The 13,186-nt window shown below is 66.1% G+C and carries 10 protein-coding genes; 8 read left to right on the plus strand and 2 right to left on the minus strand.

The annotated features are described in order from the left end of the window. Positions 1 to 11 precede the first annotated feature (11 nt). The 8 genes from FAZ69_RS15790 (at position 12) to FAZ69_RS15825 (ending at position 11,454) form a co-directional block, all read left to right on the plus strand. Positions 12 to 680, plus strand: a complete 669-nt coding sequence (locus FAZ69_RS15790) for a FecR family protein (RefSeq protein WP_169708663.1) — start codon at positions 12 to 14, stop codon at positions 678 to 680. Between the two features lie 5 nt (positions 681 to 685). Next, entirely contained in the window at positions 686 to 2,929 is a 2,244-nt protein-coding gene (locus FAZ69_RS15795; protein WP_136896010.1) for a SulP family inorganic anion transporter, read from the plus strand. A gap of 8 nt (positions 2,930 to 2,937) precedes the next feature. Then, on the plus strand, positions 2,938 to 5,169 hold the full coding sequence (locus FAZ69_RS15800; protein WP_136896011.1) for a CHASE2 domain-containing protein: 2,232 nt from the start codon (positions 2,938 to 2,940) through the stop codon (positions 5,167 to 5,169). 23 nt (positions 5,170 to 5,192) lie between these two features. Then, positions 5,193 to 5,960, plus strand: a complete 768-nt coding sequence (locus tag FAZ69_RS15805; RefSeq protein ID WP_136896326.1) for a 3',5'-cyclic-nucleotide phosphodiesterase — start codon at positions 5,193 to 5,195, stop codon at positions 5,958 to 5,960. 212 nt (positions 5,961 to 6,172) lie between these two features. Then, positions 6,173 to 7,048 (plus strand): alpha/beta hydrolase family protein, encoded by an 876-nt coding sequence (locus FAZ69_RS15810; RefSeq protein ID WP_136896327.1) that lies wholly within the window; start codon positions 6,173 to 6,175, stop codon positions 7,046 to 7,048. A 220-nt stretch (positions 7,049 to 7,268) separates the two neighbouring features. Continuing rightward, entirely contained in the window at positions 7,269 to 8,612 is a 1,344-nt protein-coding gene (locus FAZ69_RS15815; RefSeq protein ID WP_136896012.1) for an MFS transporter, read from the plus strand. Positions 8,613 to 8,796: 184 nt separating this feature from the next. After that, positions 8,797 to 9,873, plus strand: coding sequence for a lactonase family protein (locus FAZ69_RS15820; RefSeq protein WP_240702255.1), 1,077 nt, complete (start codon positions 8,797 to 8,799; stop codon positions 9,871 to 9,873). Between the two features lie 24 nt (positions 9,874 to 9,897). Further along, complete coding sequence (locus tag FAZ69_RS15825) at positions 9,898 to 11,454, plus strand: methyl-accepting chemotaxis protein (protein ID WP_136896013.1); 1,557 nt, start codon at positions 9,898 to 9,900, stop codon at positions 11,452 to 11,454. Positions 11,455 to 11,514: 60 nt separating this feature from the next. On the opposite strand, the gene FAZ69_RS15830 is transcribed toward FAZ69_RS15825, so the two are convergent. Together FAZ69_RS15830 and FAZ69_RS15835 are read right to left on the minus strand one after the other, a co-directional pair. Beyond that, complete coding sequence (locus tag FAZ69_RS15830; RefSeq protein WP_136896014.1) at positions 11,515 to 11,781, minus strand: hypothetical protein; 267 nt, start codon at positions 11,779 to 11,781, stop codon at positions 11,515 to 11,517. Between the two features lie 83 nt (positions 11,782 to 11,864). Beyond that, entirely contained in the window at positions 11,865 to 13,127 is a 1,263-nt protein-coding gene (locus FAZ69_RS15835) for a hypothetical protein (RefSeq protein WP_136896015.1), read from the minus strand. Positions 13,128 to 13,186 lie beyond the last annotated feature (59 nt).

The raw sequence follows: 13,186 nt of genomic DNA on the forward strand, positions 1-13,186 counted from the left end.
TGGGGCGGCCGATGCATCCATTCTTCCGTCTCTGTGCGCGGCTCGCGGTCCTGGCCGCCGTCGTCGCCGCCGTCGCCGTCGCCGCGCCTGCCGCGTACGCAGCCGACCCGGCCGGCACGGTGGCCTACACAGCCGGCGTCGTGGCGATCGAAGCGGCGGGGGGCGCAAAGCGTTTTGCCGTGGCCGGCTCCGCGGTCGAAAGCGGCGACACGGTCCAGACCATGAAAAACGCCGAAGCGGTGCTGCTGATGTCCGATCACCAGCGCATCTACCTGAAGGGCGACACCGTCTATCGGATCGACGACTACCGGTTCGCCGAACAGGATCCGCAGCGCAACGTCAGCGTTTCGTCGCTGCTCAAGGGCGGGCTGCGCGTGATCTCGGGGCTGATCGGCAAGCAGGGCAACCCCGATGCGTACCAATTGAAGACGCAGACCGCGACGATCGGCATTCGCGGCACCGAGTGGTCGGTGCTCGAATGCGGGATCGAATGTCCGAGCGGCGAGTCAGGCGAGCACCTGCGCGTCTATCACGGCACGATCGACGTTCGCAACGAAGTCGACCATCTGGAACTATCCGAGGGCTACGGCACGATCATCCGCTCGCCGCACGGGACGTTCGGCACCATGCCGGCGACCAGCGTCAAGCCCGTCGTCCCGTCTCCCGCCGCCTGCAGGTAAATCCCATGAGCGACAAGATCCTTTCTCTGAAAACGTCCGCCAGCGGCACCTCCGCGACCGGCGACGGAACCCGCGCCCACGCCGGCACGCCGCTGACGGCCAACATCGTCGCCGGCCTGCTGTCCGGCTTCGTCTCGCTGTGCTATTCGATCGCCTACGGGTCGCTGATCTTCAGCGGCAGCCTCGCGCATTTCGTGAACGTCGGCATCCTGGTCACGCTCGTCAGCGGCGGCATCATCGCGCTCGTCATCGCGGTGAAGAGCTCGCTGCCGTTCTCGATCGGCGGGCCCGACAGCAATGCGGTCGCGGTCCTCGTCGGTCTCGCGGGCAGCGTGGCGGCCGGCGCGACCGCCGCGGGCCTGCCGCCGAACGGCGTCCTCGTCACCGTGCTCGCCGCGATCGCGGTCAGCTCGATCGTGACCGGGGCGCTGCTCTATCTGGTGGGGGTCTCGCGCCGCAGCTCGATGATCCAGTTCCTGCCGTTTCCGGTCGTGGGCGGATTTCTCGGCGGCTCGGGCTATCTGCTGTTGTCCGGCGCGATGCGTACGCTGACCGGGCACAGTCTCGGCTGGTCAGCGCTGGCCGCGCTGCCCGATCTGCCCTGGCTCGCGTGGCTGCCGGCGCTCGTGGTGTGCGGCACGCTGATCGCCGCGCAAGGCCGCGTCAAACCCTATGTGCTGACGCCGCTCGGCCTCGGCGCGGGCGTGGCCGTGTTCTTCGCGGGGATGTTCGCGATGGGGCAGCCGGCCGAGCAGTGGCGTGCGGCGGGCCTGCTTTTCGACCGCGAATCGCTGTCGTCATTGCAGTTGCCGGTCATGCTGCCGCGCCACGAGATCGACTGGGCCCTGATCGCCGCGCACTTGCCCGAGTGCCTTGCGGTGGCGGCGGTATCCGCCTTGACGATCCTGCTCAACGCGAGCGGGGCCAGTGTCGCGACGGGGTTCGACGCCGACTTCAACCAGGAGATGCGCGCGGCGGGTCTCGCCAACCTGCTCGCGGGCGTGACGGGCGGCGTCGTCGGCTATCAATCGATGACCCGCACGCTGCTGAACCGCCGCGCCGGCGCCACGGCCCGCCTGAGCGGCGTCGTCGCGGGGCTCGGCTGCTTCGCCGTCCTCGGGCTCGTGCCGGGCTTGATCGCGTGGCTGCCGAAGCCGGTGCTCGTCGGACTGCAGCTCTATCTCTCCTGGGGAATTCTGCGCGAGTGGCTCGTCGCCTCCTATCGCAAGCTGGGTCTCGCCGACTATCTGCTGGTCGTGCTGATCGTCGCCGTCATCGCCGTCGAGGGGGTCGTTGCGGGGATCGCGCTCGGCATCGCCGCGGCCTGCGCACTGTTCGTCTTCAACTACAGCCGCATCAGTGCGATCTCGCGCGAGTTCGATGCGCACACGTGCCATTCGAACGTCGAGCGCTCGATCGAGGATACGCAGCGGCTTCGCGAGCATGGCGACGCCGTGGTCGGCGTGCGCCTGCAAGGTTTCCTGTTCTTCGGCACGTCGAACCTCGTGCTGCGCCGGCTCGGCAAGCGGCTCGGCGATACCGCCGGCAGGCATCCGCGCTATGTGATGCTCGATTTCCGGCAGGTGAGCGGTCTCGACGTCTCGACTTCGGCGACCTTCCTCAGGCTCAAGCAGCGCTGCGCGGCCAGCGGCGACACGCTCGTCCTCACGGCGCTGCCGCCGCGGGCGCAGGAGATGCTCGCGCGTGCCGGCGTGCTGACGGCGGACGTCAGGACCTTCGGCGATCTCGACACCGGCCTCGAATGGGTCGAGGACATGATGATCGGGCGGCCGGATTGCCCGCCGGCGCAGGCCGTGTCGCCCGGCCTGGCGGCAGTCCGGCCGCACTTCACCGAGGCGGCTCTGGAGCAGCTCGAGCGCTGCATGCAAGTGCGCTGGCTCGCGCAAGGCGAGCCGCTGTTCGCGCGCGGCGATGCCGGCGACGCGGTGTACTTCGTCGAAGCGGGGCGCGTGACCGTTTCGCTGCCGCTCGCGGACGGCAAATCCATGCGGCTGCGCTCGTTCGGCGCGGGCACGGTGGTCGGCGAAATGGCGCTCTATACGCAGCAGGCGCGCAGCGCCGACGTGCGGGCGGATGAGCTGACCGTCGTGCGGCGTCTCTCGTTCGACGCACTCCAACAACTCGAATCGACGGACGCCGATACCGCGCGGCAATTTCACCGCTTCGTCGTGAAGGTCCTGGCCTCGCGGCTTGCCGTCGCGAACGAAGCCGTGCGGGCCGCTCAATGAGCGCAGCGATGAAACGCAATCTTCTGCGCTGGATCGCCGGCGTCGCCGTGCTGGCCGTTCTGCTCGGCCACGTCGCCGGCTGCTACCGGCTGCTCGCCGTCGACGTGCTCGACAACCTCATCTACGACGCGCGGCTGCGGCTGACGATGCCGCGCACGCCCGACGACCGGATCGTGATCGTCGACATCGACGAACGGAGCCTGGCCGAAGTCGGCCGCTGGCCATGGGGGCGGGACCGGATGGCGATGCTCGTCGACCGGCTCTTCGCGGCCGGCGCCAAGGTGGTCGGCTTCGACATCGTGATGGCGGAGCCCGACGGCAGCTCGGGGCTGGCTTCGCTCGACCGGCTCGCTGCCGGCGCGTTGCGCGACGACGCCAGGTATGCCGCGGTCCTGGCCGGCCTGCGCGGCCAGCTCGATTTCGATGCGCGGTTTGCCGCGACGCTGCTGGGCCGCCCGGTCGTGCTCGGCTACTACATGAACGGCCGCGGCGAAGCGCATGGCGCGCTGCCTGCTCCGGTCCTGCCCGCGATCGAGTTCGCCGGGCATCGCGGCGGCCTGAGGGAGGCGGAGGGCTACGGCGGGAATCTGCAGATCTTTCAGCGCGCCGCGGCCGGCGCGGGCTTCTTCAATCCGGTGGTCGACTTCGACGGCAACGTGCGGCGCGTGCCCTTGCTCATCCAGCACGGCGACGCGGCGTACGAATCGCTGTCGCTTGCCGTCGTGCGGCGCATGTTCGGCAATCCTGCTGTCGTGGCGGGCTTCGGCGAACGCGGCGAGAACGGCGATGACCCGCTCGAAACGCTCGAACTGAAGGGGCTGAACGGGCGGAATGGGCCGAATGGCGCCCTGCGGATTCCGGTGGACGAGCGTGGCGCCGCGCTCGTTCCGTATCGCGGCCGCGACCACAGTTTTCCGTATGTGTCGGCGGCCGACGTGCTCGCAGGCCGCGTGCCGCATGCCCAGCTCGCGAATCGCGTGGTGCTGGTCGGCACCACTGCGCCGGGCTTGCTCGACATGCGCTCGACGCCCGTCGGCAGCGTCTACCCGGGCGTCGAGATTCACGCCAATCTCGTGAGCGGCATGCTCGACGGCACGATCAAGCACGAGCTCGGCTATGCCGACGCGATCCAGGTGGTGGCGATGGCCGTCATCAGTCTGCTGATGATTTTCGTGCTGCCGTGGCAGGCGCCGCTGCGCGCGACGGCAGGCAGCTGCGCCTTGCTCGCGCTCGCCTTGGCCGGCGACTTCGCGCTATGGCGCTACGGCAACGCGGTATTGCCGGTCGCCGCGGCCGTCGTGCTGATCGCGGCGCTGTTCGTGCTCAACATGTCGCTCGGCTTCTTCGTCGAATCGCGCCATCGGCGCCAGTTCGCCAGCCTGTTCGGCCAGTACGTGCCGCCCGAGCTGGTCGAGGAGATGAGCCGCGAGCCGAATCGCTACAGCATGAACGGGCGGCGCGCCGAGCTGACGGTGCTGTTCAGCGACGTGCGGGGCTTCACGACGATCGCCGAATCGCTCGAGCCGGAGGAGCTCGCGCGCTGGATGAACGAGTACCTCGGCGCGATGACGGCGGTGATCCGCGCGCAGCGCGGCACGCTCGACAAATACATCGGCGACGCGATCATGGCCTTCTGGGGGGCGCCAGTCGCGGACCCGGGGCACGCGCAGCATGCCGTGCTCGCCGCGCTGCGGATGCGCGAGGCGCTGGCGCCGCTCAATGCCGCGCTCGCGCTACGCGGCAAGCCGGCGATTCGCATCGGCATCGGCATCAACACGGGGCCGATGACCGTCGGCGACATGGGCTCTGACGTGCGCCGCGCCTATACGGTGATGGGCGACGCGGTCAATCTCGGGGCGCGGCTCGAGGGCGTCTCGAAGCACTATGGCGTCGATATCGTGGCGGGCGAAACGACACGGGAGCACACTGAAGGCATTGTCTGGCGGGAGCTCGATCGCGTGCGCGTCAAGGGCAAGCGCGAAGCGGTGGCGATCTACGAGCCGATCGCCGAGGCGGACAAGATGTCCGCCGCCGAGGCTGCCGAGCTCGAGCGTTGGCAAGAGGCTCTGCGGCGCTATCGGAGCGAAGACTGGGCCGCCGCCGAAGTATTGCTGCATGCGCTCTCGGCCACTGCGCCCGAACGCCGTCTTTACGCGCTCTATCTCGAGCGTCTCGCGACGATGCGCGAGCGGATGAGCGTCGAGGCGTGGGACGGCGTCCACGAATTCGACACCAAGTGAATGGAATGCAACGCGCCCCGATGATGAAACTGACCGTGCTCGGCTGCAGTGGAGGAATAGGCGGCGACGCGCATCGCACGACGGCGCTGCTCGTCGACGACGATGTCCTCATCGACGCGGGCACCGGCGTCGCCGATCTCGACATCGATGCGCTTGCCCGCATCGATCACATGTTCGTCACGCATGCGCACATCGACCACATCGCCTGCCTGCCGCTGATGCTCGACACGGTGGGCGCGCGGCGCGCGAAACCGCTCGTCGTGCATTGCACGGTGGCGACGGAGGCGATCCTGCGCGCCCACCTGTTCAATGGCCTGCTGTGGCCCGACTTCACGCGCATCCCTTCTCCGAACCGGCCATTCCTGTGCTTCGCCCCGCTCGAGGAGGGCGACTCGTGCGCGATCGGCGAGCGGATCTTCACAGCGCTGCCGGCGGAGCACGGCGTGCCGGCGGTCGGCTATCGCGTTGCGACGCCTCGCGGCAGTTTCGTGTTCGGCGGCGATTCGACCACATGCCCGGCATTCTGGGATGCGGTCGCGCGGATCCCCGATCTGCGCTATCTGATCGTCGAAGCGGCGTTTCCCGATTCGCAGCGCGAGCTCGCGATCCGTTCGGAGCATCTGTGCCCGGCCTTGCTGGCCGCGCAACTGCCGGTGCACGCCGGCGCGTTCCAGTTGCTGATCTCGCACGTGAAGCCGGGCTACGCCGACGAGACGATGCGCGATCTGCAGCGCGTGGCCGCACGCCATGCGCCGGTGATGCTGGCAAGAGGGGACGTTTACCGGATCTGACCAGAGCCCGCCACACGGCACGCGCAAGCGCTACGATCGAGAGCCTTGATTGACCCTCGGGAATTCCGGATTTCTTCAGCATGTCTAGCGCCGTTTCTCCAGGCAACGTGAATAGCGCAGTCCCGGATATCCGCGCCGTCGAGCTCCAGATGCAGCCTCTCCTCGACTCCGGACGCTTCGAGGAGGCCGAGGCGATCGTGCGGAGGATGGAGATGCGCAACCGTCCGTCGCGATCTGCCGCGTACCGCGCGGCGAGCGCGCTGCTCGTGCTGCTGCTCGCCGGCTCGCTGGCGGGATGCGCCGCGCTCGACCCGGACGCGCATGCCGACGCCCTGGCGCAGCCCGCTCATCTGCAGCGCGAAACCGTCGATACCGGCCGTTTCGTGCTGACCGCCTTCTCGCACATTTCGCAGCCCGGCAAGCCGCTGCGCGTCTACATCGAAGGCGACGGCCTCGCGTGGCTGTCGCGCACCGAACCCTCGCTCGACCCGACACCGCGTCAAGCCGCCGGCCTCGCGCTCGCCGCGCAAGACCCCGCGCCCAACGTCGTGTATCTGGCCCGCCCCTGCCAGTTCACGCCGATGGCGATGAATCCGCGCTGCGGCATTCCGTACTGGACCGGCAAGCGTTTCGCGCCGGACGTGATCGCGTCGATGAACGACGCCGTCAACCACTTTGCCGCGCTGACGCCCGGGCAACCCGTCGAGCTGGTCGGCTATTCAGGCGGCGGCGCCGTCGCGGTGCTGATCGCGGCGCGGCGCACCGACGTCGCTTCGATTCGAACGGTAGCCGGCAACCTCGACGACGAATTCGTCAATCGGCTGCACGGCGTGTCGCCGATGCCGGAGTCGGAAAACGCGATCGACTTTGCGAGCCGTGTCGCAGCCATTCCCCAGATTCATTTCAGCGGCGCCGACGATGAGACTGTTCCGCCCTCGGTCGCGCAGCGCTTCATCGAAGCAGCGGGCAAACAGTGCGCGCGAGCGCTGACGGTTCCCGGCATGTCGCACGACGGTGACTGGAGCCGTCGCTGGCCGGCGTTGCTGAGCGTTGCGCCGGCGTGCGCGATCCCGGCATCGGGACAGTAGTCTTCGGTGCGGCGTCGAAAGTGCGTTGACAGACAACTCGCTTCGTGTTTCTATGTTGTCTTACAAGTGGGGCGGGCGGACTTCGGCCCGCCGCCCTCGCCGCAGTGCCGATCGACCGCTGCGGGCTTGGAGTAAGTGCTGAAGCACTAACTCCAAGCAACCACAGCATGGGGCCGGAGTAAGTGCTGAAGCACTAACTCCGGCCGACACAGGAGACACGATGGAAATCACCCGCGCCGCCGCCGGCGTCAGCCAACGCACGAGAGTCCGATACGGCATCCTGCTGATGATCTTCATCGTCTCGACGCTCAACTACGCGGACCGCGCCACGCTATCGGTGACCGGCACGGCGATGCGCAAGGAGTTCGGCATCGACGCGGTCCAGATGGGCTACATCTTCTCCGCGTTCAGCTGGGCCTATGTGCTCTCGCAGTTGCCGAGCGGCTGGCTGCTCGACCGCTTCGGCGCGCGCCGCGTCTACGCCGCAAGCATCTTCTTCTGGTCGCTCTTCACGCTGATGCAGGGCTACGTCGGCATCCTGGGCCCAGCGGCGGCGATCGCCGCGCTGTTCGCGCTGCGTTTCGCGGTGGGCATCGCCGAGGCGCCGGCGTTCCCGGCCAACGGCAAGATCGTCGCGAGCTGGTTTCCGGCCGCCGAGCGCGGCACGGCGTCGGCCATCTTCAACTCGGCCCAGTATTGCGCGGCGGCGGTCTTCACGCCGCTGATGGCGTGGCTCACGCACGCGCTCGGCTGGCGGCACGTCTATCTCGCGATGGGCCTCGCGGGTTTCCTGCTCGTGGCGGTGTGGCTCAAGCAGATGCGCAGCCCGGCCGAGCACCCCCGCATCAACCAGGCCGAGCTCGACTACATCGAAGAGGGCGGCGGCGTGGCGCAGGCGCGGCGCCGCACGGCCGGCACCGGCATGAGCGGCGGCGGCGCGGCGAGCCTAGGGCTGATGCGGCAGCTGCTGACCAACCGGATGCTGATCGGCGTCTATCTCGGCCAGTACTGCCTCAACGTGCTGACCTACTTTTTCCTGACGTGGTTTCCGCTCTACCTCGTGCAGGAGCGCGGCATGACGATCCTGCAGGCGGGGCTCGCGGCCTCGGTGCCGGCGATCTGCGGCTTCGTCGGCGGCATGCTCGGCGGGCTCGTCTCCGATGTCCTCATCAAGCGCGGGCATTCGCTCACGGTCGCGCGCAAGGTGCCGATCATCAGCGGGATGCTGCTCTCGGTCTGCATGATCGGCTGCAACTACGTGAACGCCAACTGGCTCGTGGTCGGTCTGATGGCGCTCGCCTTCTTCGGCAAGGGGCTCGGCGCGCTCGGCTGGGCGGTGGTGTCCGATACCGCGCCGCCCGAGGCGGTCGGCCTGTCGGGCGCCATCTTCAACCTGTTCGGCAATACGGCCGGCATCGTCACGCCGATCGTCATCGGCTACCTCGTGAACGCCACCCATTCGTTCAACGGCGCGCTCGTCTTCGTGGGCGCCAACGCGCTCCTCAACGTATTCGCCTATCTGGTGATCGTGAAGGAGATCAAGCGCGTCGAGTTGCGCGCTTGAAGCTCCGCGGCGGCAAGGCAAGGTGTTGTAAGACAATTTTAAGTAATTGTTAAAGTTACCTTGCGGCGCTGCCGTAAACAGAGTGAACCCGCCCGACCCTGGATGGGCGGCCCACCGCGTCATAGAAACCATCGGCCAAGGTCCCTCGCAGCTTGCTGCCGGACCGGCGGCAGGAGACTCTTTCGTGCGTTCCCTCGTCAAGTGGACTTCCGCTGTTGCGGCAACCCTGGGTTTCGTGACTGGCGCCGCCCACGCCGCAACCATCGTCTATGTCTCGAATGCGGACAGCCGGACCATCTCGGTCATGAAGCTGGACGAGGACACCGGCAAGCTCTCGTCGATCGAGGACGTGCCGGTGACAGGCACGGTCATGCCGCTCACGGTCAGCCCCGACCGCAAATATCTGTTCGCCTCGCTGCGCTCGAAGCCCTATTCGGTCGCGAGCTTCCGCATCGAAGGCGATGGCCGGCTGACGCCGGTCGCCACGTCGCCGCTGCCCGAGAGCATGGCCAACCTGTCAACCGACCAGACCGGGCATTTCCTCTTCGCCGCGTCGTACGGCGGCAACCTGATCAGCGAAAGCCGCATCGCGCCGGACGGCGTCGTCGCGCCGGCCAATCTCGTCATTCCGACCAAGCCGAAGGCGCACGCGATCAAGACCGATCCGTCGAACCGGTGGCTCTTCGCGACCAACCTCGGCGGCGACATCGTCATGCAGTGCCGCTTCGACGCGAAGACCGGCGCGATCACGCCAAACGACCCGCCGACGCTCGACTTCCCCAGCAAGGCCGGGCCGCGGCACTTCGTGTTCCATCCGAACGGGCGCGTCGTCTACGTCGTCGACGAGCTCGACGGCAAGCTCGAAATGGCGGCGTTCGATCCGGAGCGCGGCACGCTCGCGATCCGCCAGACGGTTTCCGTGGTGCCGGCCGGCTTTTCCGGCACGCCCTGGGCCGCCGACATTCACACCACGCCCGACGGCCGCTTTCTCTATGCTTCCGAGCGCACGTCGAGCACCTTGCTCGCCTATCGGATCGACGGGCCGGACGGCCGCTTGAGCACGCTCGGCGAATACGCGACCGAGAAGCAGCCGCGCGCCTTTGCGATCGATTCGCCGGGACGCTACCTGCTGTCGGCGGGGCAGCTGTCGAATGCGGTCAGCGTCCACCGCATCGATCCGCAGACCGGCCAGCTCACGCGGCTCGGTTCGACCCTCGTCGGCAAGAACCCGTCGTGGGTCGAGATCGTCGACGTCAAATAATCCATTCCCGTCCGGAAGCGCACCATGAAAAACGTAGGCATACGCACGGGGCTGCTCGTCATCCTCGCGGTCTTTGCGGTGATGATCGTCGTCGGCGGCGTGGCGGGCATCGTTTCGCTGCACACCTCGAACCAGTCGACGACGCGCGTCCATGCGATCTCGGCGCAATGCATCCTGCTCAACGACGCGTACAAGGACATGCAGCGCTCGCGCGCCGGCCTCGGGCGCGCCTACAGTTCGGCGCGTGAGCATCCGGGCTCGCCGCCGGACAGCAAAGCGCTCGACAGCGCGCAGGGCAAGCTCAAGACCTCGATGGCGGAGTTCCAGGCCTTTACCGAAGCGCCGCGCTTCGAGGGGCGCGATGAAGCGCTGCAGGAGACCATCGCGCAGGCGGCCCGCACGCACATGCAGGTCGTGCAGCACGCCATCGATCTCTTGCGCGCCAACGATCCGGCCGGCTACGTGGCGCTCAACGACAAGGACGTGACGGACACCGGCGTTGCCTATTCGGCGGCGCTGGAGCGCTTCCAGAAGCAGGCGAACGAACTGGCGCAGGCCGAGACGGATCTCGGCAACGCGCGCTACGAACTGATTCTCAAGCTGGTGGTGCTCGGCGTGCTGCTCGCGCTCGCCTTGACCGTCGCGGTGCATTTCGCGCTGCGGCGGCTTGTCGTGACGCCGCTGACCGAGGCGGCGAGCCTCCTCAACAAAGTCGCGGACGGCGACCTGACCATCGCCATCGCGAGCGCCGGCAACAACGAAGTGGGCCGGCTGCTCGCCGCGATCGCGCGCATGAAGGAAGGGCTCACGGGCACGATGCGGCGGGTGCTCGACAGCTCCGGTTCGGTGAACATCAGCGCGCACGAAATCGCCGTGGGGAACATGGACCTGTCGTCGCGTACCGAGGAGCAATCGGCGGCATTGGAAGAGACGTCGGCCAGCATGAAAGAGCTGACCGAGACAGTCACGCTCAACGCCCAGAACGCCCGCCAGGCCAGCTCGCTCGCCGGCGACGCGGCGGAAATCGCGATGAAGAGCGGCGACGTGGTGCGCGGCGTGGTCTCGACGATGAACGACATCAGCAGCAGCTCGGCGCGGATGGCCGACATCATCGGCACGATCGACGGCATCGCGTTCCAGACCAACATCCTCGCGCTGAACGCGGCCGTCGAGGCGGCGCGGGCCGGCGAGCAGGGGCGCGGCTTCGCCGTGGTCGCCGGCGAGGTGCGCGCGCTCGCGCAGCGCAGCGCGAGCGCGGCGCGCGAGATCAAGACCTTGATCGACGACTCGATCACCAAGGTCCAGTCGGGCAATTCGCTGGTGGCGCAAGCCGGTTCGTCGATCGACGAAACCGTCGAGGCGGTGCGGCGCGTGGCCGGCATCGTGCAGGAGATCTCGGCGGAATCGGAGGAGCAGGCGACCGGGATCGTGCAGATCGGCCAGGCTGTCGCGCAGATGGAGCAGGTGACGCAGCAGAATGCGGCGCTCGTCGAGCAGGCCGCGGCGGCGGCCGGATCGCTCGAAGAGCAGGCGCGTCAGCTCGAGGCGGTGGTGGCGTCGTTCAGGTTGGCGAGGGTTTGAACGCGTTAGGCCATGACGGGTTGCTGAATACGCGCTGGCTATAATCGCGACAACGCATCATCATGCGGCCAGCATTCCCGTCAATTTCGGCATCGTGGCCACGATGCCCAGTTGCTGGGCTTCTCGACTCGCGATTTGCAGCGCGCTCCACCTCGCTGCGTCGCGCGTCAGCAGCCAATCACTCGATCGCACGATCCATTGCACGTGATGCGTGACCCAGCGGCAGCTCTGAGCCTGCGTGCATGCCGAGAGCTGCCGCGCGTATCGATTGGCTCGTTCGTGGTCCGCCATCATCAGGCTCGTTTCGGCGGCGGCCACCGCCTTCATGCGCTGGACGCGCGTTTCGGCAAAGACCGATGATCTGCTGGCGGCATTCCTTCGGTAGGGAGGTCACTCATCGCTATCAGGTTCTATAGATATTTGTGAATCTTCGTATCTTCGAAAAATTTGGCGATTATTTTGTTGACGGCGTTTATATTTGGCGTTGGCTTAAACCCAGCAGAAGCGAGCCGCTTATTATGGGAATCCGACTTGTCAAAGTGCATCTTCAGATCCACGCACATCAATTTGCGCTTCACCCGTATCAATTCCCGCTGCCCTGGCGCGGACGAAAATGCGGGATGATTTTCCCATGGTATGAATGCGCGGGACCATCGATGATACAGCGTGACTTGATCCGTGACTGCCTGGTCTCTAGTGGGAGTGAGCAACTCCTTAGCCTCCACCATTAATCTCTCCATCAGCCCGGGCGGAGCATCGGGCCGAGAATCGTAAAATTGAAAGTGATCCAGCAGAGAAAATTGATTGACGTTTTCCGGCCTGCTTCTTTTCACGTGCACGTCGCTGGCAGTCAGCGCACCAAGATGCCCGACCAACCGGTTCAAAAATGATTTGAAGCGATCCCAGTTATTTGTCCAACCTTCTCGTATCTCAAACCCGATCTTGTTATCGCCGTAGATATCTCGAAGCCCCACGAAATTGTATTTTTGAGGGCCGCCCATTTGTCCCGCACTCAGTGGCTTGTCGAGCGTCACATTGAAATCAAGCATGCCAGCGACGTCATTCGGCGTATTGGGAGAATTACCCACCACCCGACTCGTGAAATTTTCGTTTTGATTGGCAGCATCCTTCATTGCAGCGTAATCGTTCAATAGTGTAAACAAGGAGGCAATATATCCATTCCAAGCCTGTTTGTCGGTGCCCGGTTTATCGAAAACCACGTGAACGTGAAAACCAACCACCTGTGCGCGTCGATCGGTATCCGCCAGCCAAGCGCGAGCCACATCGAGTTGCGCCGAAAAAAGCTGATCTACCGTGATGCCTCCTGTGGGCGTCGCATTGACTTCCCATGTTCGCGGGTCCGCCTCCTCTTTCAGGGCTGGCTGTAAATAGACAGGCGCATCCGCACGCCGAACAAAGTTGCTCCATCGAAGCGCCCCGGTTCCCCATGTCCCACTCGTTAATCGTGCGCTGATTACCTTGGATCGAGCCTCGAAATTGAGCGCTTCCCACTCACTCCGCGTTAATGAGATCGCGGCGAGCAACGCCTCACCAGGCTCATACCAATTCAGGACTTTGAGCGTCGTGCCTTCGAGTTCCCAGCCAAAAGTGATGGGGGCGCCCCATTGCGTGCTTGGCATATCAGCTCCGTTTTTTCTTTTGCGCAGACGCATGATGCTGCCTCCGCAGAGGTATTTCAACCGCCTGCTAATGCAGGCCGACGCCATACGGT

Source organism: Trinickia terrae (genome assembly GCF_005144415.1).
Taxonomy (GTDB): Bacteria; Pseudomonadota; Gammaproteobacteria; order Burkholderiales; family Burkholderiaceae; genus Trinickia_A; species Trinickia_A terrae.

Bases quoted from the DNA above. Each gene is read 5' to 3' on its own strand.
- FAZ69_RS15790 (WP_169708663.1), top strand. From the start codon at position 12: ATGCATCCATTCTTCCGTCTCTGTGCGCGGCTCGCGGTCCTGGCCGCC.
- FAZ69_RS15795 (WP_136896010.1), top strand. From the start codon at position 686: ATGAGCGACAAGATCCTTTCTCTGAAAACGTCCGCCAGCGGCACCTCC.
- FAZ69_RS15800 (WP_136896011.1), top strand. From the start codon at position 2,938: ATGAAACGCAATCTTCTGCGCTGGATCGCCGGCGTCGCCGTGCTGGCC.
- FAZ69_RS15805 (WP_136896326.1), top strand. From the start codon at position 5,193: ATGAAACTGACCGTGCTCGGCTGCAGTGGAGGAATAGGCGGCGACGCG.
- FAZ69_RS15810 (WP_136896327.1), top strand. From the start codon at position 6,173: ATGCGCAACCGTCCGTCGCGATCTGCCGCGTACCGCGCGGCGAGCGCG.
- FAZ69_RS15815 (WP_136896012.1), top strand. From the start codon at position 7,269: ATGGAAATCACCCGCGCCGCCGCCGGCGTCAGCCAACGCACGAGAGTC.
- FAZ69_RS15825 (WP_136896013.1), top strand. From the start codon at position 9,898: ATGAAAAACGTAGGCATACGCACGGGGCTGCTCGTCATCCTCGCGGTC.
- FAZ69_RS15830 (WP_136896014.1), bottom strand. From the start codon at position 11,781: ATGAAGGCGGTGGCCGCCGCCGAAACGAGCCTGATGATGGCGGACCAC.
- FAZ69_RS15835 (WP_136896015.1), bottom strand. From the start codon at position 13,127: ATGCGTCTGCGCAAAAGAAAAAACGGAGCTGATATGCCAAGCACGCAA.